The organism is candidate division WOR-3 bacterium (genome assembly GCA_039801905.1).
Lineage (GTDB): Bacteria > Hydrothermota > Tepidihabitantia > Tepidihabitantales > JBDRVQ01 > JBDRVQ01.
This window is the reverse complement of record JBDRVQ010000011.1, coordinates 1-23,175: the sequence shown is the minus strand read 5'-3', so window position 1 is coordinate 23,175 and position 23,175 is coordinate 1. Positions and strand designations below refer to the sequence as shown.

Annotated in this window: 17 protein-coding genes; 14 read left to right on the top strand and 3 right to left on the bottom strand. The window is 44.1% G+C overall.

What is annotated here, in order from left to right; translation table 11 throughout:
• The first annotated feature begins 22 nt into the window (after positions 1–22).
• From ABIL00_03290 to accD, 4 genes are read left to right on the top strand one after another with little or no spacing between them, the layout of a single operon-like run.
• Positions 23–712 (top strand): TrkA family potassium uptake protein, encoded by a 690-nt coding sequence (locus ABIL00_03290; GenBank protein ID MEO0109789.1) that lies wholly within the window; start codon positions 23–25, stop codon positions 710–712.
• Positions 709–990 (top strand): tetratricopeptide repeat protein, encoded by a 282-nt coding sequence (locus ABIL00_03285; protein ID MEO0109788.1) that lies wholly within the window; start codon positions 709–711, stop codon positions 988–990. Before ABIL00_03290 ends, ABIL00_03285 begins: the two co-directional genes overlap by 4 nt.
• Before the next feature lie 16 nt (positions 991–1,006).
• Positions 1,007–2,470, top strand: a complete 1,464-nt coding sequence (gene amrB / locus ABIL00_03280) for an AmmeMemoRadiSam system protein B (GenBank protein MEO0109787.1) — start codon at positions 1,007–1,009, stop codon at positions 2,468–2,470.
• Positions 2,467–3,288: an acetyl-CoA carboxylase, carboxyltransferase subunit beta gene (gene accD, locus ABIL00_03275; GenBank protein MEO0109786.1), complete on the top strand. Its 822-nt coding sequence runs from the start codon at positions 2,467–2,469 to the stop codon at positions 3,286–3,288. The genes amrB and accD overlap by 4 nt, the downstream gene beginning before the upstream one ends.
• 5 nt (positions 3,289–3,293) lie before the next feature.
• Here the strand turns inward: accD and uvrC are convergent, their stop codons facing one another.
• Positions 3,294–5,069 carry an excinuclease ABC subunit UvrC gene (gene uvrC, locus ABIL00_03270; GenBank protein ID MEO0109785.1) on the bottom strand — a complete coding sequence of 592 codons (1,776 nt, stop codon included), beginning with the start codon at positions 5,067–5,069 and terminating at the stop codon, positions 3,294–3,296.
• Between the two features lie 68 nt (positions 5,070–5,137).
• On the opposite strand from uvrC, the gene ABIL00_03265 reads away from it, so the two are divergent.
• Positions 5,138–5,479, top strand: coding sequence for a cupin domain-containing protein (locus tag ABIL00_03265; protein MEO0109784.1), 342 nt, complete (start codon positions 5,138–5,140; stop codon positions 5,477–5,479).
• A gap of 3 nt (positions 5,480–5,482) precedes the next feature.
• Here ABIL00_03265 and ABIL00_03260 read toward each other — a convergent pair whose 3' ends face one another.
• Positions 5,483–6,934 (bottom strand): RtcB family protein, encoded by a 1,452-nt coding sequence (locus ABIL00_03260; GenBank protein MEO0109783.1) that lies wholly within the window; start codon positions 6,932–6,934, stop codon positions 5,483–5,485.
• A gap of 645 nt (positions 6,935–7,579) precedes the next feature.
• Between ABIL00_03260 and ABIL00_03255 the strand changes: the two genes are divergently transcribed.
• The 9 genes from ABIL00_03255 to ABIL00_03215 all read left to right on the top strand — a co-directional run bounded on the left by ABIL00_03255 (position 7,580) and on the right by ABIL00_03215 (position 20,666).
• On the top strand, positions 7,580–8,539 hold the full coding sequence (locus ABIL00_03255) for a PDZ domain-containing protein (protein MEO0109782.1): 960 nt from the start codon (positions 7,580–7,582) through the stop codon (positions 8,537–8,539).
• A 43-nt stretch (positions 8,540–8,582) separates the two neighbouring features.
• Complete coding sequence (locus tag ABIL00_03250; protein MEO0109781.1) at positions 8,583–11,918, top strand: FAD-dependent oxidoreductase; 3,336 nt, start codon at positions 8,583–8,585, stop codon at positions 11,916–11,918.
• Between the two features lie 104 nt (positions 11,919–12,022).
• Positions 12,023–13,936, top strand: coding sequence for a cache domain-containing protein (locus ABIL00_03245; protein MEO0109780.1), 1,914 nt, complete (start codon positions 12,023–12,025; stop codon positions 13,934–13,936).
• Positions 13,933–14,499, top strand: coding sequence for an archaemetzincin family Zn-dependent metalloprotease (locus tag ABIL00_03240; protein MEO0109779.1), 567 nt, complete (start codon positions 13,933–13,935; stop codon positions 14,497–14,499). The genes ABIL00_03245 and ABIL00_03240 overlap by 4 nt, the downstream gene beginning before the upstream one ends.
• Positions 14,496–15,836: a sigma-54 dependent transcriptional regulator gene (locus ABIL00_03235; GenBank protein MEO0109778.1), complete on the top strand. Its 1,341-nt coding sequence runs from the start codon at positions 14,496–14,498 to the stop codon at positions 15,834–15,836. The genes ABIL00_03240 and ABIL00_03235 overlap by 4 nt, the downstream gene beginning before the upstream one ends.
• Positions 15,837–15,925: 89 nt before the next feature.
• On the top strand, positions 15,926–17,041 hold the full coding sequence (locus ABIL00_03230) for a glycine cleavage system protein H (GenBank protein ID MEO0109777.1): 1,116 nt from the start codon (positions 15,926–15,928) through the stop codon (positions 17,039–17,041).
• An 11-nt stretch (positions 17,042–17,052) separates the two neighbouring features.
• Positions 17,053–17,199 (top strand): hypothetical protein, encoded by a 147-nt coding sequence (locus ABIL00_03225; GenBank protein MEO0109776.1) that lies wholly within the window; start codon positions 17,053–17,055, stop codon positions 17,197–17,199.
• 9 nt (positions 17,200–17,208) lie between these two features.
• On the top strand, positions 17,209–18,726 hold the full coding sequence (locus tag ABIL00_03220) for a proton-conducting transporter membrane subunit (protein MEO0109775.1): 1,518 nt from the start codon (positions 17,209–17,211) through the stop codon (positions 18,724–18,726).
• On the top strand, positions 18,726–20,666 hold the full coding sequence (locus tag ABIL00_03215; GenBank protein ID MEO0109774.1) for a proton-conducting transporter membrane subunit: 1,941 nt from the start codon (positions 18,726–18,728) through the stop codon (positions 20,664–20,666). Before ABIL00_03220 ends, ABIL00_03215 begins: the two co-directional genes overlap by 1 nt.
• 527 nt (positions 20,667–21,193) lie before the next feature.
• Here the strand turns inward: ABIL00_03215 and ABIL00_03210 are convergent.
• On the bottom strand, positions 21,194–23,175 hold a 1,982-nt coding region (locus ABIL00_03210), incomplete at its 5' end, for a S8 family serine peptidase (protein ID MEO0109773.1).

Below are 23,175 nucleotides of genomic sequence, written 5' to 3'. Positions count from 1 at the left end.
CTTTTCCGTTAACCTTTAATATATGCCAAAGACCTTTGCGGTGATCGGTCTGGGAAGGTTTGGTTCCCAGATTGCGAGGGCTTTAATTGAGAAGGGCTTTGAGGTGATTATCATTGACCAGAACGAAGAAAAGATTAACGAATTCGCTGAGAGTGCGGCTGGAGCCTTTGTGATGGATGCGACCGACGAAAAGGCTTTAAGGGATGCCGGAATTGGGGATGTGGACTGCGCTATCGTCTCGGTCGGTCAGAATATCTCTTCTTCCATCTTAATCACAATGCTTTTGAAAGAACTGGGGGTGAAGGAGATAATCGTGAAGGAGATAATTCCTATCCACGGCAAGATCTTAGAAAAGTTAGGGGCGACGAAGATTATCAATCCGGAGAAGGATACCGCCCTCCGGTTAGCCAGTTCTTTCACCTCCCCCCGGATCTTTGATATCATTGAGGTCTCGCCCGAATATTCAGTGGTTGAAGTGGTGGCGCCAAAGGAGTTTTGGAACCGCCCCTTACGAGATATCCACCTCCGCCGGGATTACCGGGTTTCGGTTATTGCCATCCGGAGAAAGAAGGTATTTTTTAGCGAAAATGGGGTGCCCGATTTTAAGGAGGAGGTGATAATTGGTCCGGGAGCGGATGATGAAGTTTTGGAGAATGATATCTTGGTCCTTTTGGGTAAATATGAGGATTTAGAGAGGGTGAGTAAGTTATGAAAAAGAAGGATGAGGAAAAACCAAAAGAAGAATATTTTTGTGAACTTTTAGAGGAGGGGGAATTCTATTTCCTCAATAATAATTACGATGAGGCACAGAAGTTATTAGAAAAGGCACTGGCGATTAAACTGGATGCCCGGGTCCTTTATACCCTGGGATTAATTTTTGAGATGAAAAATGAGAAGGATAAGGCGCAAGAGATGTATCGCCGTGCCTTAGAATTGAACCCCGACTTAAAGGAGGCGAAAAATCATTTAGAAAAAATTTTGAAGGGATGAGCGTATTTGATTCCTAATGGCACAGATAATAAGGCAAAAGAAGAAGACCTCTTCTTTTCTCTTTTTCTTTGCCTTATTAGTGCCGTATCTATTCTGTGCTAAGGAGGGTAGGATGCGCAGACCTTGTGTGGCGGGACAGTTTTATCCCGGGGATTTTGGGGAGTTAAAAGAAAAGGTTACTTCCCTTCTCAACCGGGCGCAACCACCAGTAGGGGAAGGGAAGATTTGGGGAATTTTAGTCCCCCACGCTGGCTACGATTATTCTGGAGAGGTTGCCGCTTATGCCTATAAGGCAATTACCGGGCGGGACTATCAGACGGTAATCCTTCTTGGTCCTTCCCACGGGGCTAATTTTTCTGGTTTTGCCCTTTATGCTCAGGGGAAATGGCAAACCCCTCTGGGCGAAGTGGAAATTGATGAGGCTTTGGCAAGGGAGATAATGGAGAAGATACCCTTAGCCAAGGATATGCCTTCGGCTCACAGCCGGGAACATTCCTTAGAGGTGCAGATCCCATTTTTGCAGACGGTTTTAAGGAATTTTAAGATTCTCCCGATTATGATGCTTTTCCCCAGTTGGCAGGAGTGTGAGACCTTTGCCAAAAATTTGGCAAAAATCATAAAGGATAAGAATGTTTTACTTTTGGCTTCAACCGACCTCTATCATGGCTATTCTTATGAGGAATGTCTTGCCCGGGATAAGATAACCATTGGTTATATTGAGAGGTTTGACCCCAAGGGTTTATACGATGCCCTTATTTCTGAGGAGGCGCAGGCTTGCGGTGGTTTTCCGGTGGTCTCTCTCCTTTTGACCCTTAAAGAATTGGGGATAAGAGAGGCAAAACTCTTGAAAAGGACCAATTCTAATGAGGTGATGGGAATAAAGGGTGGTTATTGTGTTGGCTATGCCTCCTTTATCTTTTACCAAGAGGAAGAGGAGAAAGATTTGAGCGCCGAAGATGGTAAAGAGTTATTAAAAATTGCCCGGACGACTTTGGAGAAATATATTAAAGGAGAGAAGGTTCCAGAATTTAGTCCTTTTAGTGAAAAATTAAAAGAGAAGAGGGGGGTCTTTGTCACCTTAAAAAAGAAAGGGGATTTGAGGGGTTGCATCGGTTATATCCAAGGGGTGGAGCCATTATATAAGGCGGTAAAAACAATGACGATTAACTCCGCAACCGAAGACCCAAGATTTCCTCCGGTGCGGCCTGAGGAGTTGAAAGACATTGAGATTGAGATTACGGTCCTCTCCCCCCTAAGAAGAATCTCCGATGTGAAGGAGATTATTGTTGGCAAACACGGGATTTATATCCGGAAGGGTTTCTATTCTGGGCTTCTCTTGCCCCAAGTGGCAACTGAGAATAATTGGAACCGGGAGCAATTTTTGAATCACACCTGTTTGAAAGCCGGCCTTGAGCCATCGGCCTGGAAGGATAAGAGAACCGAGATTTATATCTTCACCGGTCAAATAATTAAAGAATGAAGACTACCAAATTAGACTATCCTGATGGCCTCTGGTTGAGATGTGAAAGTTGTAAGGAGATTCATTATAAAAAGACGATTGAGAGAAACTTTTATGTCTGTCCCCGTTGTGCCTATCATTTCCGGATTAGTGCCAAACAGTATTTCTCCATCATCCTTGATAATCCCCTAACTTATTCCGACCTCTCCCCAAACTTAACTTCTTCTGACCCCCTTACCTTCCCGAAATATAAAGAGAAGTTGGTGGAGGCGGAAGAGAAGTCTGGACTGAAAGAAGGTTATATCTATACCAAAGGGAAGATTAATAATAAGGAAGTAGTTTTTGGGGCGATGGATTTTAATTTTATGGGTGGAAGTATGGGGGTAGTGGTGGGTGAGAAGGTTTGCCGTTCTATAAAATTGGCTTTGGAGGAGAGACTACCTTTAATTATTGTTGCCACTTCTGGTGGTGCCCGGATGCAGGAGGGGATGTTCTCCTTGGTGCAGATGGCAAATACGGCAATTCATTTGACCCTTCTCCATAAGGCGAGAATCCCTTACATCTCAATTTTGGTCAACCCCTGCTATGCCGGGGTGATGGCATCCTTTGCCTCTTTGGGCGATATAATTATCGCTGAGCCTGGGGCGATGCTCGGTTTTACCGGACCGAGGGTGATTGCCGAGACGATAAAGGAGAAACTACCCGAAGGTTTCCAGAAGGCAGAATTTCTCTTGGAGAAGGGTTTTGTTGACCTGATTGTGCCAAGAAAGGAACTGAAATCAACCTTAAGCCGCCTCCTCTCATTAATCTGGGATTATGAGGAAAAGAAAAATCCCTAATATTTTTAGCGGTGTAAATACTCGTAGATTTTTGCGGCGAAGGTTTTGCCAATTCCCTTTACCTTTTTAATATCTTCAATACTTGCACTCTTTAACCTTTCTATACTACCAAAATAGAGTAAGAGTTCTTTCTTTCTCTTCTCTCCAATTCCGGGGATTTCGTCCAAGATTGATTTCTTAACCGCCTTGCTTCTTAATTTTTTATGATAGGTAATGGCAAAGTTATGGGCGGCATCCCGAATTCTCTTTAAGAGTTTTAAGGCTGGAGAATAAGCCGGAATGGAAACCTCCCGACCGTCAGGAAGGTATAAGGTATCAGTCCTTTTGGCAAAGGCTAAAACCGGAATTTCTTTATCAATTTCTGAATAGACCTTCTTTGCCACTCCCAATTGTCCCTTGCCACCATCAACTAAAACTAAATCCGGGAGGGGTTTCTTCTCTTCAACTAATCTCTTCACCCTTCTTCTCAATACCTCTTCCATCATTCCGTAGTCATTGGGAGAAGAGAGGGTCTTAATCCGAAACTTCCGATATTCATCCTTCTTTGGCTCATTACCCAAAAAGACAACGATAGAGCCGGTCGCATATTTTCCTGAGATATTTGAGATATCAACCCCTTCAATGCGCAAAGGGATTTTGGGCAAATTTAAGTATTTTGCCAATTCCTGATTGGGATGAGGAATTCGCTTCTTCGGTAAAGATTCTTTTAACTTAATTAAGGCATTCTCTTCGGCTAACTTCAATAATTTTCTATTTTCCCCCTTTTTTGCTACCTTAATTTTAATCAATCTCCCCCGCTTTTCTAAGATAAATGCTTGGAAGGTCTGAGGTTCGGGGATAGGAAAAGGGATGATAATCTCTGATGGTAAATCATAGGTATGGGTATAAGTGGAGCGGAGGATAGTTTCAATAATCTCTTCTTTTGGAGTCTCTTTGGGAAGGGTAAAGATGTATTCTTCTTTATCCGCCAATTTCCCTTCTGAGACCTTAAAGATGACCGCACAGGCAGTTTCTCCTTCCTGGGCGATGCCGATAAAATCCCTACGCTTTCTATCTTTGCTGACAACGGTCTGATTCTTTCTTATCTCCCGTAAGGCAAATAACTGGTCGCGCAAAACCTGTGCCCTTTCAAAATTTTCCTTTTCCGCTGCCTCCCACATCTTCTTCTCAATCTCCTTTTCCAAGCGGTCCGATTTCCCGGTCAAAAAGGCAATCACCTCTTCGGTCCTTTCCCGATAAAAATCTTCTGGGATATTTCCCTGGCAGGGTGCCAAACAGCGGTGCAATTGGTAGTTGAGGCAAGGTCTCTCTCCGGAAGGAATCTTCTTGGCACAGGTCCTAATTTTAAATACCTTCTTTACCGCCTTTAAGGCGGTCTTTAAGGAACGGGCTGAGGTATAAGGACCAAATAGGATTGAACCATCTGGTTTTAAGTTTCTCGTAGGATAGATTCTCGGGTATTGTTCTTTAATGGTGATTTTGAGATAGGGGAATTTCTTATCGTCCTTTAACCGGACATTATACCGGGGCTTATTGATTTTGATTAGGTTATCTTCTAAGACCAAAGCGGAGACTTCGGAGTCGGTGACAATGAAATCTAAATCGTAAGCCTTCCTTTGGATTGTCTCCAGCCTTGGGGATAATGGAGGGGAAAGATAAGATTTTAACCTCTCCCTTAAATTCCTTGCCTTACCGATATAGATTGCCTTACCCTGCTTATCCTTAAAGATATAGACACCAGGTTGGGTTGGTGCCTCTTTTATCTTCTCTGCCAGGTCCATAAGGAATTATAAATTAGGGAATAAATTTTGGCAAGTTGACAGGGGTTATTTTCTTTTTATAATCTCTTATGCTGGTTCGCCATTATTCCGAAGTAAGAGAAGAGAAGCCAATGGTACCAGGAGCCGAGGCAACTTTAAGGTGGCTCATCTCGGAAAAGGATGGGGCAAAGAACTTTGCCATGCGCTTATTTGAGATTAAAAGAAAAGGGGAAAAGATTCCATTCCATCAGCACGATTTTGAACACGAGATATTTGTGGTGAGTGGTTTCGGAAAGTTAAAGGGAAGAGATAAAGAGTTTGATTTAAGGGAAGGGGATGCGATATTTATCCAAGCCGGAGAGGAGCATAGCTTTGAAAATACCAGAGAAGAACCATTTAAGTTTATCTGTATTATCCCGATTTTGAAATAGTCTCTAACCTTTCACCACTCCTAAGGGACGCATCCGGCAGACTTTCTTAGAGATGCCGGCATTATGGCAGACCTCAACCACCAAATTGACATCTTTATAGGCATCCGGAACTTCTTCCCTTAAAACCTCTTTTGATGCTGCCATCACTAAAATCCCTTTGGATTTTAATTCCTGAGCGACATTTCTGTGCCTTGTCTCTTCTAATGCCTTGGTGCGGGACCAGACCCTTCCGGCACCATGACAGGTAGAGCCGAAGGTCTCTTCCATCGCCCTTTGGGTTCCTAATAAGAGATAGGAATTTGTTCCCATATCACCCGGAATGATAACTGGTTGGCCAAGTGGTCGGTATTTTTCGGGAAGGGAAGGATGACCAGGAGGAAAGGCACGGGTCGCTCCCTTCCGGTGGACACAGACTGTCATCTCTTTACCGTTAACCAAGTGTTTTTCAAACTTGGCGATATTATGGGCAACATCATATATTAATTCTAAGCCTAAATCTTCAACCTTTTTCTTAAAGACCTGGGAGAATGCCTCCCTTACCCAGTGGGTGATGCACTGGCGATTTGCCCAGGCATAATTTGCCGCGCAGACCATCGCGGAAAAATATGCCTTGCCTTCTGGCGATTCAATTGGGGCACAAGCCAATTGCCGGTCGGGCAAATAAATCCCATACTTTTGGACCGCCTTCCCCAATTCCCGAACATTATCATCGCAAATCTGATAACCAAGTCCCCGGCTGCCGGTGTGAATCATAACGGTTATCATCCCCTTTTCTAAGTTAAAGACCTTCGCTGCCTCTTGGTCATAGATTTCCTCAATCTCCTGGATTTCTAAGAAGTGATTCCCTGCTCCCAAGGTTCCCAATTGTGGTGCCCCCCTCTCTAAGGCTCGTTTAGAGATTTTATCAGGGTCGGCGCCTTTCATCTGCCCTTCTTCTTCCGTGAAGCGTAAATCCCTTTCTGTGCCAAAACCTTTCTCATAAGCCCATCTCGCGCCTTTATATAAGACCTCTTTCACTTCTGATTGGGAAATGCGAATTTTACCGGTTGAGCCAACACCAGAAGGAACATTATAGAATATAGCCCTAACCAGTTCTTCCAAAATTTTTTCCGTAATGTCTTTCTTTGTTAGGTTGGTGCGGAGTAATCGCACGCCACAGTTTATATCATAGCCGACACCGCCGGGAGAGATGACCCCTTCTTTTATTGAGAAACCGGCAACACCGCCGATAGCAAAACCATAACCCCAATGAATATCCGGCATCGCCAGGGAATATTTTAAGATTCCGGGCAGGGTGGCAACATTTGCCACTTGTTCGGGAGCCATATCTTCCTTTATCTTCTCAAGCATCTCAGGGGAGGCATATATTACACCTTCCACCCGCATCTCCTTCTTATAACTCTGGGGAATCTTCCACCGCCAGTTATCAATCTTCTCCAAAGGACCTTTCCACATAGAAGTATTATAAATAATAACCCATCCCTGTCAATAACCAGTTTTCCAGCAAAAACCGAATGCCTCACTATCCGTCACTTCGCTCCCAAAATTAGTCCTGGGATTAGGCGATAGATTAGAGATTTTCTTACATCTTTTCCGGGAGAAGAGATTGGTGAGAAGATTAAACCCTTTTTCGGGAAAGAGATCAGTGAGAAGATTAGACCCTTAACCGCGAAAGGAATTGGTCCTTAAAGGACGAGCGAAAACCCGGCTAATGGGTGGGAGGGGAAGTCGTAGGGGTGGCGGTGGTAGGGCTCACTTAAATTTAGCCCCCAATTGATTAAGTTATTGAAAATAAAGAACCTAAACAGAACTCCCCCTTATTAAAAAGCGACTTTTATGTCGCATATTTTTTAGGTTTATCCTAAAGCACAGTTATTAATTTAGAATCAAATCTCTTAATTACCTTTTCCGTTTTTTGAATTATACGCCCATTTTTAATCTCTTTTCTTTTCTGCCGGTAGCGTCATAGATTTTACCAATCTTCCTTATGAGTATCTAATATTCCCGAATCGCAAACCTTATGGTGTAAATGCCGGAGTAGATTTTTAGGATTTGACAGAATGGATATTATTATTTATATTACAAAGTTTTGGAGGAAAAATGAAAAGACCTTATCTTCTCTTTATTTTTATGGGGATATTTACTCTCCCAGAAATTATTTTTAGCCAAGGGTGTATAACTGTCCATCTCGGTCTTCATCTTACGGAATCGGAGAAAGAAATTTTGGTGCAAGAGGTGATGGAAGGTAGTCCAGCTGCGGAAGCAGGAATTCTTGTTGGTGACATCCTCTTAGAGGTTGATGGCCAGAAGGTAGAGAATATAGAAATGGTGGCAGAGATCGTCCGTCAAAAAGAAGCGAATGGATTATTAAGATTAAAAGTGGCAAGAGAAAACGAAGAGAAGATTTTTTCCGTGAGATTGGGAAAAGGAAAATGCCATAACCAAAAAGGTAGAATTCAAGGCGGTGGTTTTGGCGGTTTCTCCCCCACCCTTTCTATTTTCAATTTCAATAAGGTGAACGAAGTCCTCGCCCAAAATCAATTTTCCAGTAAGTTCTCCCAGACGCACTTTGGTTTTGGGGGCGGCGGTTGGGCACAGGTTGGGAAAATAACGATTGGTGGTTTTGGTTTTGGTGGTTCCCAGAGTGTGGCAAGCGATAGTTTAGCAATTGATGCCGATTTCGGCGCCGGCTTCTTTGAAGTGGGGTATATCCCAATTACCATTAAATTCTTTAATCCCCGGTTCCTTTTGGGCATTGGTGGCGGTGGTTTTACCTTTTTCTTAAAGCCTAATAAAATCCCCCCGACCAATTTTGAAGATTTAATCAAAAATCCCAATTTTGGAGCGAAGATAACAAAAGGTGGTTTTGCCCTCTCCCCGGGTCTTTCTCTTGATTTTCCAATTTCTTTTATCGGTTTCAGTTTGAAAGGTGGCTATATCTTCTTCCCTGGGAAATCATCTTGGGAATACGAAACTGGACAGAAGATGAATAACGGACCCGACCTCAATTTGAGCGGACCTTATTTTCAGTTTTATATCTTTTTCGGTGGTCGGGGATAAGAGTTGAGTTGACAGAGGAAAAGAATTTATTAAAATGCCTTCTATGGCAGAAGCGAGAATTGGTGTTTATATTTGTCACTGCGGAGTAAATATCTCCAAGACCGTTGATGTGAAGGCGGTTGCGGAGTTTGCTAAAAACCTGCCCAATGTGGTAATCGCCCGGGATTATCTCTACATGTGTTCCGACCCCGGCCAGGATTTAATCAAGAAGGATATTAAAGAGTATAACTTAAATCGGATTGTGGTTGCCTCTTGCTCTCCCAGAATGCACGAACCAACCTTTCGTGGTTGTATCTTTGAAGTTGGGATAAATCCTTATCTCTTTGAGATGGCAAATATCCGAGAGCATTGTTCCTGGGTTCATGAGGATAAAAAAGAGGCAACCGAGAAGGCAAAGGATCTGGTGAGAAGTGCAGTGATGCGGGCAATCTTCTTAGAACCATTGGTTCCCAAAGAGGTGCCAGTAACAAAATCGGCATTGGTGATTGGTGGCGGGATTAGTGGCATCCAAGCGGCATTGGATATTGCGGATGCTGGTTATAAGGTCTATTTAGTGGAAAAGGAGCCTTCCATTGGTGGCCGGATGGCACAATTGGAAAAGACCTTTCCTACTTTGGACTGCGCCGCCTGTATCTTAACCCCCAAGATGGTGGATGTGGCAAGGAATAAAAATATTGAGTTATTAACCTATGCCGAAGTGGAAGATGTCTCCGGTTCAATTGGGAATTTTCGGGTAAGAGTGAGAAGGAAGGCGCGATATGTCTCAACCCAACTCTGTAACGCCTGCCAAGATTGTGAATATGCCTGCCCGGTCCGAGTTGATAGTGAATTTGATATGGGGTTGAGAAAGCGGACCGCAATTTATCGGCCATTTCCTCAGGCGGTCCCTAATGTCTATACAATTGACCGGAAAGGGATTTCACCCTGTCGGGCAGGTTGTCCGGCCGGTGTGAACGCCCACGGCTATATCGCCTTAATTGCCGCGGGAAAATATGAGGAGGCATTAAACTTAGAAAGGGAGGCAAATCCTTTCGCCTCAGTTTGCGGCCGGGTCTGTAATCATCCCTGCGAAGGGGAGTGCAACCGAAAAGATGCACCCATCGCCATCGCTTCCTTAAAACGATTTATCGCTGACTATTGGCGGAAAAGTGGGAAGAAATTACCCGAACCGGTGCCAAAGACCAAATCCCAAAAAGTAGCAATAGTGGGAACGGGTCCGGCTGGTCTCACCTGTGCCTATTTCTTAACAAAGAGGGGTTATCCGGTAACCTGTTTTGAAAAACTTTCCGAACCGGGTGGAATGCTTATTACCGGGATTCCGGAATTTCGTTTACCTCGGGAGGCGCTCAGGGCGGATATTGATTTTATTTTAGCCCACGGCATTGAGTTAAAAACCGAAATGACATTAGGTAAAGATTTTACCATTGAAGATTTATTCGGGGATGGTTACGCCGCGGTATTTTTGGCAACCGGTGCCTATCAGGACCTAAAACTGAATATCCCAGGAGAGGAATTAGAAGGGGTCTATTCCTGCCTTGAGTTTTTAAAATCGGTCAATCGGAAATTAATGGATTTTACTCCGGTGATAAAGGATAAGGTTATTTGTGTCATCGGTGGAGGGAATGCGGCATTTGATGCGGCAAGGGTCGCTTATCGCCTCGGGGCAAAGAAGGTGCGGATAATTTACCGCCGCAGTTTAAACGAAATGCCCGCTAACCCTTGGGAAAGGGAAGAAGCAGAAAAGGAAGGGGTGGAGATTATCTATTTAGCGGCGCCCACGAAGATCATCGGACCAAATAAAGTAAGAGCGATTGAATGTCAGAGGATGGAATTGGCGGAACCAGATGCCACAGGTCGGCGCAGGCCCATCCCAATCCCTGGAAGTGAATTCCTTTTAGATTGCGATATCTTAATTCCGGCGATTGGTCAAACCCCAGACCTCTCTTTCTTGCCCAATTTTGCTAAGACCCGTTTAGGGACACTGGTCGTTGATTCCGAAACCCTGATGACCTCCCAAGAGGGAGTTTTCGCCGGAGGGGACTTGGTCTCCGGACCGGCAACGGTGATTGAAGCGGTAGCGATGGGGAAGAAGGCAGCGGAAGCGATTGATAACTACTTGACGGGGACGAAGCCTTTGGCAAAACCAAATCCGGAGATTGTCCGATTTATGGAGGAAGAGTACGCGCGGTTTCCTAAGATTTCGCGCACCCCAATGCGGAAAATTTCAATCGGGGAAAGGAGAAATTTTTCCGAAGTAGAATTGGGCTTTTCCGAAGAGGAGGCAAAAAGAGAAGCAAAGCGGTGCCTAAATTGTTCGGTCTGTTCCGAATGTCAAGAATGTGTTAAGGTCTGTAAACCACAGGCGATTGACTTTACTCAGGAAGACGAAGTCTTGGAATTGGAGGTTGGGGCAATTATTTTAGCCACGGGCTATGATGAATTTGACGCCACATTAAAGCCGGAATTTGGCTTTGGTAAATATCCCGAAGTGATAACTGGTTTGCAGGCGGAAAGACTTCTCTCCGCCTCCGGACCAACCAGCGGTGAGTTTATTGTTAACGGAAAGCGACCAAAAGATATTACCTTTATCCACTGCGTCGGCTCCCGGGATAAGCAGATTGGCAATGAATATTGCTCTCGGGTCTGCTGTATGTATATCGCCAAGCAGGCACATTTGGTAAAAGAGAGGATTCCGGATGCCCGGGTTACAGTTTTTTATATGGATGTCCGGGCATTCGGAAAAGGGTTTGAAGAGTTTTACGACCGGGTGAAACAGGAAGGAGTAATCTACCGAAGAGGGAATCCATCAGAAATTTACCGAGACGGAGACAAGTTGATAGTGCGAGTGGAGGATACCTTACTGGGAGAAGTGGTTGAGCATAAGACCGATTGTGTGGTTTTGGGTACCGGTTTAGTGCCAAGGGCGGATAGTAAACATTTAGCTAATATCTTGAAGTTATCGCTCTCTCCGGACCGATTCTTTTTGGAGGCGCATCCCAAATTAAGGCCGGTTGATTCCAACATTGATGGTGTCTATTTAGCTGGGGTCTGCCAGGGACCGAAGGATATTCCGGATGCGGTAGCCCAGGCAAAAGGAGCCGCGGCATCGGTCATCGCCCTGTTAAATAAGGATATGATCACAGTGGAGCCGATTGTGGCTGAGATTAAAGAAGAACAATGCTCCGGTTGCCATATCTGCGAAGGCCTCTGTCCCTATCAGGCGTTAGTTTTTAATAGCGAAAAAAAGGTGATGACCGTAGAAGCGGTTCTCTGTAAAGGGTGTGGGGCGTGTGTTGCTGCTTGTCCTTCGGGTGCGATTACTTTGAAACATTACACAAAGGAGGAGACCTTAGCCCAGATTTCCGCCCTCATCTCTTAGCCTTTAATTCTGAGCCTCACAGATACATAATAACAAATTAATTCCCTCTTTGCTTCCCAATTTTTCTTTCTTGACGATTAAGATTTTTTCCATAAAATAACTTAATGCGCGTTGGGATTACAGGAAAATTTATTCTTAGTTTTCTTTTAGTGATTGCCTTGATCGGTGCCTTAGCCATCTGGATTGGGATTCATTTCATCGCCGATGGGATTGTGAAACAAGCCCAGAGTAAGGTAAAATCGGACTTAAATGTTGCCCGGGAAATTTACCAGGAAAATTTAGGGGATATTAAGGATGTAATCCGGTTCGCCAGTTTAAGATTTTTTCTCCAAGAAGGTATCTTGGGGGGAAATCTTAAAGCGATAGGACTAGAACTGGCAAAGATTAGAAGGGAGGAGTTTCTTGATATCTTAACTCTAACCGATTCTTTGGGTCGGGTCTTAGTTAGTGCCCGGAATCCGAAGAGGTACGGAGATAAGGTGGATAATGATTTAGTGAAATGGGTGTTGGAAAAGAAGGAAGTAGCTCAGGCGACAACGATTATTCCCCGAGAAGAGATTTTAAGGGAAAGTGAGGAGTTGGTACAACTGGCGGAAATTGAGATTGTTCCGACACCACGGGCAAAGTTAAAGGAGGGTGGGAAATTAAATGCCGGGATGTTTCTTTTAGCCTGCGCCCCAATTTTTACCCAGGATGGGAGATTTTTAGGAACTCTCTACGGAGGGAGAATTCTCAATCAGAATTATTTTCTTGTTGACAGGATAAAGGATTTGGTCTTTAAGGGTGAGGTCTATAAGGGAAAAGAAATCGGCACCGCCACTATCTTTCAGGGTGATGTCCGGATTGCCACCAATGTCCGTTTTCCGGATGGGAGAAGAGCAATTGGCACCCGAGTGGCAGAGAATGTTTATACCGAGGTCTTAGAAAAAGGGAGAGCTTTTATCGACCAGGCATTCGTCGTCCAGGATTGGTATATTACCGCCTACGAGCCAATAAGAAATATCAATGGTAAGACGGTGGGGATTCTTTATGTTGGACTGCGGGCGGAAAAGTTCTTTGATATGAAGAAGAAGGCGATAGTGACTTTTGTCAGTATTATGTTGATTGGGGTGAGTATCGCGGTACTGGTTTCTTTTCTTTTAGCCCGAAGTATCCTCTTGCCCTTAAAGAAAATCATCTCTGCCTCGCGGCAGATTGCCCGTGGTGATTTCTCTCAAAGGGTGGAGGTGAAAACAAAAGATGAGTTGAGAGAGGTGAGCGAGAGTTTTAACTTTATGGCTTCTTCCTTGAAGGAACGAGAGGAGAAGTTAAAAGAAGCAACTTCCCAGCAGTTGATGCGTTCGGAACGTTTGGCAACCTTGGGCCAATTAGCGGCCGGGGTGGCTCACGAGATAAATAATCCCATCGCGGGGATACTCACTTATATTCGACTTATCCAAAAGAAGTTAGCAAAAATGGGTAATACCGGAGACGGTGAGATGAAAAGGTATTTGGCGATAATGGAAAAGGAGACAGCGCGGTGTGGAACGATTGTCCGAAATCTCTTAGACTTCGCCCGACAATCGGAGCCCAACCTCAAGCCGGTTGATATCCACCATGTTTTAGATGAATCCTTAGAATTGTTAGCCCACAAGTTAAGGCTCCAAAACGTTGAAGTGGAGAAACATTATGGTCCCTGTCCTCAGATTACCGCTGATTTCGCCCAACTCCAGCAGACCTTTATGAATATTATTATCAACGCTTGTGAGGCAATGGAGAAGGGAGGAAAGTTGACGATCACCACCCAGCGGAAAGACAATATGGTAGAGATTGAATTTGCCGATACCGGAAAAGGAATTCCTCCGGAAAATCTGCCCCGCATCTTTGACCCCTTCTTCACCACGAAACCAAAAGGAACTGGTCTCGGTCTTTCCGTCGTCTATGGGATTGTGAGCCGGCATCGGGGACAAATCAATGTGAAAAGTGAGGTGAATAAGGGGACAATCTTTACCATTTCCCTCCCGGTGAGTATTGAATGAACCGCATCATTTACATATTGCCAATCGGCAAGATTGAAGGAGAAGTTTTAGCCGCGGTGAAAGAGGGTTTAGAGGAGGTTTATCCGTTTCCCGCCAAAATCATCTCTGAGGTCCCTAACCCGGCTTATGCCTTTGAACCAAGCCGGGGTCAATACTATTCAAGTAAAATCTTAAAGGAGATTGTTAACCATCTTCCCCCGAACAGCCTCAAAATCTTAGGGATTACCGAAGTTGACCTCTGCACCCCGGTCTTAACTTTTGTCTTTGGGGAGGCACAGTTGAAAGGGAAGAGTGCGGTCATCTCTTTAGCCCGCCTCCGTCCAGAATACTACACTTTACCACCTAACCCATCTCTTTTTTTAACCCGGGTGGTGAAGGAGGCGATTCACGAACTAGGCCACACATTTGGTTTGGTCCATTGTGCCCTTAAAGAATGCGTAATGGCATTCGCTCCGGATGTCTGGGGGATTGACCAGAAACTTAAACATTTCTGTCCTTGTTGCCAAGACTTTTTAATGAAGATGATAAAAGAGTTAGAAGGGAAAAGTTGGGAGGAGAAATGAGCCAAATTCTTATCGTTGATGACGAAGAGATTATGCGCCAATCCCTAACCGATTGGCTGAAAGAAGATGGCTATGAAGTAGTAGCGGTGGAGGATGGTTTTAAGGCATTGGAATTGGTGCAAAAGGAATCTTTCAACGTGATGCTGGTTGACTTAAAGATGCCCAAGATGGACGGGATAGAGGTGTTACGGGCTGTGAAAAAATTAAATCTTGATGTGCCGGTGATTATCATTACTGCCTACGCGACCGTGGATACCGCGGTGGCGGCGATGAAGGAAGGTGCCTATGATTATATCGTTAAGCCGTTCCATCCCGAAGAATTGGGAATGGTTATCCGAAAGATTATTGAGCACCAGAACTTAAAGAAGGAAAATATCATTCTCCGAAAGGAGTTAAGTCAAAAATATCAATTTCACGACATTATCGGTAAAAGTCCAAAGATGCAAAGGGTTTTTGAGTTGATAAAAACCGTTGCCCCAACCCGGTCCACGGTCTTAGTTGAAGGGGAATCCGGAACCGGAAAGGAGTTGATTGCCCGGGCGATCCATTCGGAAAGTCCGAGAAGAGAAGGTCCTTTTATCCCCCTGGCCTGTGGTGCCCTCCCGGAAACACTTTTAGAGGCAGAACTCTTTGGTTACGAAAAAGGTGCCTTCACCGGAGCAGTGGTCGGGAAAAAGGGAAAGATTGAAATGGCGGATGGGGGCACTTTATTTTTAGATGAAATCGCCGATATCAGTTTGAAGACCCAGGTTGACCTTTTACGCTTCTTACAGGAACGGGAGTTCCGTCGTTTAGGTTCAACAGAAACGATAAAAATTGATGTGCGGATTATCGCCGCTACCAATCGGGATTTAAAAGAATTAGTGGCGGCGGGAAAATTCCGTGAGGATTTATTCTATCGGCTCAATGTCATTACGATAAAAGTTCCTCCCCTTAGAGAAAGGAAAGAAGATATCCCGCTTTTGGTGCAACATTTTTTAGAGAAGTTTTCCGCGGCGACTGGAAAGAGAGTTAGTAAAATTTCTCCGGAGGCATTGAATCTTTTGCTGGATTATGATTGGCCGGGAAATGTCAGGGAATTGGAGAATGCTATTGAACACGCGGTAGTAATAACTCAAGGTGATATCATTCTCCCGGAAGCCCTGCCTTCGGTATTTACGAGAAGTGTGGAGAAAAATTTACCTTTCGGAAAGACCCTGCGCGATGTGGAGAAGGAGCATATTGAAAAGGTTTTAAGGGAGATGAAAGGTAATATTAGCCAGGCAGCTGAAATTTTAGGAATAAATCGGGTCACTTTGTATCGGAAAATTAAGGATTATAATATAAAAATTGATTAAAAGTGCAACAGATGTTGCAAAAATAAACATAAAGAAGGGTTCCTATTTTTATAAGTTATTGATTGATAAAAACTTAAGTTAAAAAGATTTTGGCACGAAATTTGCTTGATAAGTATGTTATGAAAAAGAGATGCCCATTCTTAGAAGAGGTTGTAGTAAGATATTGTAAGGCTTATCCAGTGAAGAAAATGCTTCCCAGGACAAGCCTTGTTAAAGACGACCCTTGTGTTGGGTGTCCGGAAAGATGTTCGATTTATAAACAGTTTTACTTAAAAACCCAAGAAGTTGTTAAAGTTGAAGCGAAAAAGGAGGAGGTTTTTATGAAAGAGAGTCAAACGAAAGAGTGTATCTGGATGAAGGCGGGGGTTGTTTCTTATCGCCTCTGCACCAGAAATTATGACTGTAAGAATTGCGAATTTGACCAAGCCCTTATCAGTGGAGCTGGTTACGGAGAACAACCGATGATTGTCCAGGCACTAGAGAAGTTGCGAAGTTTACCCGGGGAAAAGAGGATGTGTCGTTATTATCTTACTGGGGATTTGTCTTATAAACTTTGCTCTAATAATTATGAATGCTGGCATTGTCCGGTTGACCAGATGATTTCCGATTTGGCGGAGAGCCATCCCCTTTTATTAAGAAGAAGGACAAAGCGGGAGAAGATGAAAAAGGTTTCTGGTTTTGCTCTCCATTCTGATCTCTATTATCATCCCAAGCACTTTTGGGTGATGATTGAAAAAGAAGGAACGATAAAGTTAGGGATTGATGACTTCGCAAGTAAAATTCTTAACGGCATTACGGAAATCACTTTACCAAAGGAAGGGGAAAAAATAAAGCAGGAGGAAAGTATCGGTCAGTTCCGAATTGGCAATTATTCCATCAGTCTTTCTTCCCCCATTTCCGGAGAGATTAAAGAAGTTAACCAGGAGATCGTCACAAAACCTGAGGTTCTTTCTCAAGACCCCTACGAGAAAGGCTGGTTAGTTTCTCTCTTTCCCGAAGCGCTTGTTGATACCTTAAAGGATTTCTTGCGGGGAAGTTCCGCGGAACGGTGGTTAAGGGATGAAGTGGAACAGTTGCAGGAAATTCTGAAAGAGGAATGCGAGGTGACGATTAGCGATGGTGGAGAGTTAATTTCGGATTTTAGCGGAAAAATTTCGCGAAAGACTTGGCAAAAATTAGCGGCGCGATTTTTAAATCTTAAATAACGGGAGGAAAGATGTTAAAAGAAAAGAAATTAGAAGAAAAAGAAACGGCTCCGGATGGTGGTTTACCATTCTCTCTGCCCCAGAGTAAACTGATTTTACCTTTACTTATACTCGCTGGTCTTTTTGGGTTTTTTATCCTTTTCTTTCTCTTTTTTTAAGGAGTTCTTATGCTCATCGCACAGTGGCTACCAATTTTTGTTGTCTTACCCTTATTTTCGGCATTTTTTATTTATCTCTTTGGTTCAATTTTCAAAAAGCAAGCCCGGTCCTTTTCCGACATCTTCGCTAATTTTATCACCGGGATTTTATTCCTCCTTTCAATTCTCGCCTTAACAGAAATTGCCCGCCCGAACCATTCCTTATACTTTATGGGTGGCTGGCGGCCACCATTGGGTATCCTTTTAGTTCTTGACGGTCTCAGTGCCCTCATCCTCTTAGTGATTACTTTCATTGGTTTTATGGCAACCATCTTTTCCATCAACTATATGGAGAAATTTACTGCCAAACATAAGTTTTATGCCCTCCTCTTTTTGATGATTACCGGAATGATTGGGGTCACTCTGACGGGTGATTTATTTAACCTCTTTGTCTTCTTAGAGATTGCTACCATCGCCTCTTATGCCTTAGTCAGTTTTGGAACCGGACAGGAAGAGTTGGAAGCGGGATTTAAGTATATGGTGATGGGGGAGATTGGCTCTTTAACCATTCTTTTAAGTATCGCCCTTCTTTATGCCGCTACCGGGACCTTAAATATGGCGGATATCTCCCGGGTGATAACCGGAAATGGCACAAAACCCTTTGTTCTCTTCTCTTCGGTCTTATTTCTCATCGGCTTTGGGATAAAGGCGGCTTTAATTCCTTTTCATGCCTGGCTGCCTGATGCTCACCCTTCTGCCCCGGCACCAATCTCCGCTCTCCTTTCCGGAGTTTTGATTAAGGTTTTGGGTGTCTATGCGTTGGTTAGGGTATTTTTCAATGTCTTTGGGATGAACCCCATTGTTGCCAATATTCTACTTTTCTTAGCGGGTTTATCAATGCTCATCGGGGTGATTTTGCAATTGGGGCAGAACGACATCAAACGCCTTTTAGCCTATTGTAGTATTAGTCAGGTTGGTTATATCCTTTTGGGATTTGGTTTAGGAACCCCCTTAGGCATTATGGGTGGGCTCTTCCATCTCTTAAACCATGCGGTATTTAAGTCCCTTCTCTTTTTTAACTCCGGGGCGATTGAGTACGCGACCGGGACGAGGAGAATGGAGAAGTTGGGTGGGCTCTTAGGGAAGATGCCTCTGACCGGAGTTTCCGCCTTTATCGGTACATTTGCCGCCTCCGGAGTTCCCCCCTTTAATGGCTTCTGGTCAAAGTTGATTCTCATTCTGGCGGCGATTGCAGCAAAGCAATATCTCTTAGCCGGTATTGCGGGGTTAGCCGCGATTTTAACTTTGGCTTCTTTCATCCGGATGCAGAGAAGGGTATTTTTGGGAAATCGCCCGGAGAATCTGAACGGGATAAGAGAGGTGCCGATAGGAATGACTTCTCCTTTGATTCTTCTCTCTATCCTCTCTCTTTTATCCGGGGTTTTGATTCTCCCGGGGGTAAGAAATATCTTTTTGGATTTAGCCCAACAGGCGGTTCTCTATGGAACCAATTACGCTAATATGATATTTGGTCAGGGAGGCTTCTAATGGCTGACTTACTCTTATTGCCCATCATTTTGCCTTTAATTGGGGGATTTGTTAATCTCTTCATTCCTAAAAAGAGAAGGCTTCTGCGGGAAGCGATGACCATTCTTCTTCTCTTGGCTTCTTTTCTTTTTACTTTAGTACTATTCACCTTCGGAAAATTGACTTATGTTTGGTATCTCCTTCCTCAATCGGCTTGGTCGGGTCCGGAATTGGCATTTACCTTAGTCTCTGATCCTTTCCGCAGTTTTATCCTCCTCGCCACCGTCTTCTTCGGTCTCTTAATTGCCATTTACTCCATAAGGAAGATGGCAGAAAATAGCCGGGTGAAGGAATATTACACCTATCTCCTCTGGACAATCTCCGCCAGTGCCTTAGCCATCCTTTCTGATAATCTTATCATTTTCCTCTTTGCCTGGGGAGGGGTGGCAATCTTACTCTATCTTTTAATCGCCTTAGGGAAACCAGGTTCAGAGAGGGCTGCGAATAAGGCATTGGTGATGGTTGGTGGTTCGGACATCTTAATGCTCATCGGCACCGCCCTCATCTACCATCTCACCGGAACTTTAAATATGAGTGAGATAAGAATTCCTTTGCAAGGGACATTACCAATTATTGCCTTTTTATTATTTCTGGTTGGGGCTTTAACTAAAGCCGGATCAATTCCTTTCCACACCTGGATTCCGGATGCTGCGGAATTTGCTCCAGTGCCGGTAATGGCTCTTTTACCCGCTTCTTTAGATAAACTTTTAGGAATTTACCTATTGGCGCGACTTACCCTTCATCTCTTCCCGGTCATTCCCAACTCCCCAATCTCAATTCTTTTGATGGCTTTAGGCTCTTTGACCATTATCGCCGCGGTGGCGATGGCTTTGATGCAAAAGAACTTATTGAAACTCCTCTCTTACCATGCGGTCAGTCAGGTTGGCTATATGGTCTTAGGGATTGGCACCGGAGTGCCAATTGGCATTATTGGTGGGCTATTCCATATGATTAATAATGCCATTTATAAAACCGGTCTCTTCCTCAGTGCCGGTGCGGTAGAATATGAAACCGGGGAGACGAAATTGGAGAGATTGGGTGGTTTGGCTAAAGCAATGCCTCTCACCTTTTTTACTACCCTCTTTACCGCCTTAGCCATTTCTGGAGTGCCACCATTAAATGGCTTTTTCTCCAAGTATCTAATCTACCAAGGGGTTTTGGAACTTTCCCAAGGGGGATACGGGCCAAACTGGTCTTTTATCATCTTTTTAGTGGTTGCCCTTTTTGGTAGTGTTTTGACCCTCGCCTCTTTCTTAAAGGTTTTACATTCGGTCTTTTTTGGCGAAAGACCAAAGAACTTACCGTTAGTAAAAGAGGTGGGTTTGAGTATGACTCTGCCGATGGTGATTTTAGCCTTCCTCTGCCTCATCTTTGGAATATTTGTCCAGATACCAATTCGCTATTTTATCGGACCAATCCTCGGTTTAACAGAGGTTGGGGGGATACAATTTACCGCTTTCTGGGCTGGCGGACCGACAATTCTTATCATTCTTGGTTTAATCTTTGGTTTTATCCTCTACCGTCTTTTCCAATCAGGGAAAAGGGCAAGGGTCTCTCAGGTTTTTGTTGGTGGCGAATTGATCTCACCGGCGCCGGAGGCGGTTGTTACCTTACCGGATGGTGGCCAGACGAAAACGGATGTGATTGATATTGATGAGGCAAAGATTCCGGGCACTTACTTTTACGATTCGGTTAAATCAATAAAATTCCTTAATGAGACCTATCGGATTGCCGAGAATAAGTTCTTTGACATCTATGAACATCTCAAAAACATCATTGGGGTCTTTGTTAAAGGGTTTAAGGCACTGCATAGTGGACTTCTCACTACTTATATTGGCTGGCTATTTTTGGGTGGGGCGATAATCATTTTGGTTTTTATCGCCCTTTTACTTGGATTGTAGATAATTATTTAGCAAAAATCGTACCAAACTGAAAAATTTGCCGAAATTGAGAGGAAATTTTGGTGTCAGGAATTTGGGGGGTATTTCCGTTATTATTATAGGGGCGAAATAAATAATATAAAGGGGGTTCAGAAAGGGGGAGATTTCTTTTTATAAAAAAGGGTGTAGCATACAGGGGATGGTATCGGGGGCTTAATTAAATGTCTAATTATTGGTTTAATAGAAAACCTAAACTTCGGTTTAAACCCTGGTTTAATTAAGGGTCTAACCTCCGGGCTAAAGGAAGGGATAATAAAAGTGGTAAATGGAGGTCTAATTCCAAATCTAATTGAGAAAATAAAGGAAAGTCTAATCATTCGCCTAATTTCCGGTCTAATTGGTAAAGTAATAAAAGACGCAATAAAGAGGGAGATAGATTCTAATTTGGGAGTTGGAAGATCTTTAAGTCTTTAACTTAGCCTAATCTCTCCCGCAAAGTTAATCTTTTCTTTATAGCCCTTCTCTATCCTCTTTAAATATAACCCTTATTACTCAACCTTCAATGCCTTGGTTGTGGTCTTGAAACTCTCACTTACTAACCGATAGAAGTATACTCCTTTGGGCAGGCTATTCCCTTTTTCGTCTCTGCCATCCCAGAATAAGGAGTTAGAACCAAAGACCTTAAAGGATTTCACCAGTTCCCCACAACCATTATAAATCTCAATCTTTCCCAAAGCCTCATTAGGCAAGGCAAAGGAAATTAAGATTCCATCCCGGAATGGCGAAGGAGAAACCTTTAAGAAGGGTTGCTTAACCAATCTTCCTACCATCTCTTCTTTTAGAGCAACCGTCGGCACATAGAAGGAATCAATTAAGAGGTTATTCTCCGGCATCAAATCTCCAACTAATTCCGTTGAACAACGCACGATATGCGTTCCTGGTGGGGGCAGGAGTTGGGGAAAGACCACTGCCAATCCCCTCTGGGGTGGATGGTTGATAATTGTTATCCTTCGGTCATAAAAACCACCAATTTTTAGCCGGCAGGTATAGGTCTCAGAGATTGTCCCGAAGTTATAAACCGAACAGGCTGGAGTTAAAGGTTCACCGCCAGAAAGGGTATCGGGCAAAATAAGGGCAATCACCCCAACATCCCGTACTAAAACCGAAACACTACTTGTCCTCTTATCATTATTCGGATTTAGGTCGTTCTCAAGTTCCGTAGAGCAAGAAACCGCCCAAGTTCCCCTCTGATTGGCAACCCATTCTGGAAATGTGAGGTATAACTTTTCCTGTGGATTATGGTTAGAAACAGAAACCAGTTCGTTATAAAAGTTGCCAATCTTAAACCGAACTCCATAAGAGACCACCTGATTCCCGTAATTATAGACCGTGCAGGCAGGAGTGACAATACTACCGGAATCAACCACTAAACGGGGTGAAGTGATGATCACTGTTCCCACATCCAAAACCCGAACCGAAACCGAAGATGTCTCCTTATCATTTCCTGGCACTAAATCATTATTAAGTTCCGTTGAACAGGAGACCGGCCAATTGCCCCTGGGCCAATTGGCATAGGACGGAAAGGTTAGATAGAGTGTTTGTCCCGGAGAATGGTTAGAGACCGTGGCAACTTCGTTATAAAAATCACCAATCTTAAACCGAACCGGATAGGTCTCAGTCGTTGTCCCATAATTCTTTAGACTGCAAGAAGGGGTATAAGAAGTTCCGGAATCAACAAGATTGGGTGGCGAAGTAATCTGAAAACAACCAACATCCCGAACCCGAACTGAAATTTGCGAAGTCCTCTTATCGTTATTGGGATTCTGGTCCCCAGAAAGTTCTGTAGAGCAAGAGACTGCCCAAGTTCCTCTGGGCCAGGAAGAATAACTCGGGAAGGTTAGATAAAGCACTGTTCCCGGAGAATGACCAGAAACGGTTGCGGTCTGGTTATAGAAATTGCCAATCTTCATCCGTACTAAATAATTCTCCGGCTGGTTACCATAATTCTTGACAGTACAGGCGGGAGTGATTTGGGTCAAAGAGTCAATCATTCCGTTTGGTGCCACAATTGCCAAAACCCCAACATCATGGGAGATTGGTGGTGGGGTGAAGGCAACTGCTAAACTACAATCAACCCTTCCGGAGCCGAAGACTGTATCTTTACCAGGAGCACCCAAATCAACAACCGCATGCCGCTCTAAGATGGAATCAATCTGCCTCGGGGTTAAATAGGGATTCTTGGAAAGCATTAAGGCGCAAACCCCAGCCAGATGGGGTGTTGCCATGGAAGTTCCGGACATCTGGGTATAACTCTGGTCACTGGAATAATAGGTGGAAAGGATATTAACACCCGGGGCGCAGATATCGGGGTCCATTAAGTAAGGTGAATAGTCATACCAGGGAGGAACGGTATCCCAAACCCTTGTCGGACCACGGGAAGAGAAACTGGCGATATTGTCATTATTGTCGGTTGCCCCAACCGAAATGACTGCGGAAGGGGCACCAGTGCCCACATTCTGGGGATGGGGAT

What these genes read in the sequence shown, in the direction of transcription:
- ABIL00_03260 (MEO0109783.1), bottom strand. Translation starts at nt 6,934, where the DNA reads ATGTGGAAAGGTCCTTTGGAGAAGATTGATAACTGGCGGTGGAAGATT.
- ABIL00_03225 (MEO0109776.1), top strand. Translation starts at nt 17,053, where the DNA reads ATGTTAAAAGAAAAGAAATTAGAAGAAAAAGAAACGGCTCCGGATGGT.
- uvrC (MEO0109785.1), bottom strand. Translation starts at nt 5,069, where the DNA reads ATGGACCTGGCAGAGAAGATAAAAGAGGCACCAACCCAACCTGGTGTC.
- ABIL00_03250 (MEO0109781.1), top strand. Translation starts at nt 8,583, where the DNA reads ATGGCAGAAGCGAGAATTGGTGTTTATATTTGTCACTGCGGAGTAAAT.
- ABIL00_03240 (MEO0109779.1), top strand. Translation starts at nt 13,933, where the DNA reads ATGAACCGCATCATTTACATATTGCCAATCGGCAAGATTGAAGGAGAA.
- ABIL00_03220 (MEO0109775.1), top strand. Translation starts at nt 17,209, where the DNA reads ATGCTCATCGCACAGTGGCTACCAATTTTTGTTGTCTTACCCTTATTT.
- ABIL00_03255 (MEO0109782.1), top strand. Translation starts at nt 7,580, where the DNA reads ATGAAAAGACCTTATCTTCTCTTTATTTTTATGGGGATATTTACTCTC.
- ABIL00_03235 (MEO0109778.1), top strand. Translation starts at nt 14,496, where the DNA reads ATGAGCCAAATTCTTATCGTTGATGACGAAGAGATTATGCGCCAATCC.
- amrB (MEO0109787.1), top strand. Translation starts at nt 1,007, where the DNA reads ATGGCACAGATAATAAGGCAAAAGAAGAAGACCTCTTCTTTTCTCTTT.
- ABIL00_03215 (MEO0109774.1), top strand. Translation starts at nt 18,726, where the DNA reads ATGGCTGACTTACTCTTATTGCCCATCATTTTGCCTTTAATTGGGGGA.
- ABIL00_03265 (MEO0109784.1), top strand. Translation starts at nt 5,138, where the DNA reads ATGCTGGTTCGCCATTATTCCGAAGTAAGAGAAGAGAAGCCAATGGTA.
- accD (MEO0109786.1), top strand. Translation starts at nt 2,467, where the DNA reads ATGAAGACTACCAAATTAGACTATCCTGATGGCCTCTGGTTGAGATGT.
- ABIL00_03290 (MEO0109789.1), top strand. Translation starts at nt 23, where the DNA reads ATGCCAAAGACCTTTGCGGTGATCGGTCTGGGAAGGTTTGGTTCCCAG.
- ABIL00_03245 (MEO0109780.1), top strand. Translation starts at nt 12,023, where the DNA reads ATGCGCGTTGGGATTACAGGAAAATTTATTCTTAGTTTTCTTTTAGTG.
- ABIL00_03285 (MEO0109788.1), top strand. Translation starts at nt 709, where the DNA reads ATGAAAAAGAAGGATGAGGAAAAACCAAAAGAAGAATATTTTTGTGAA.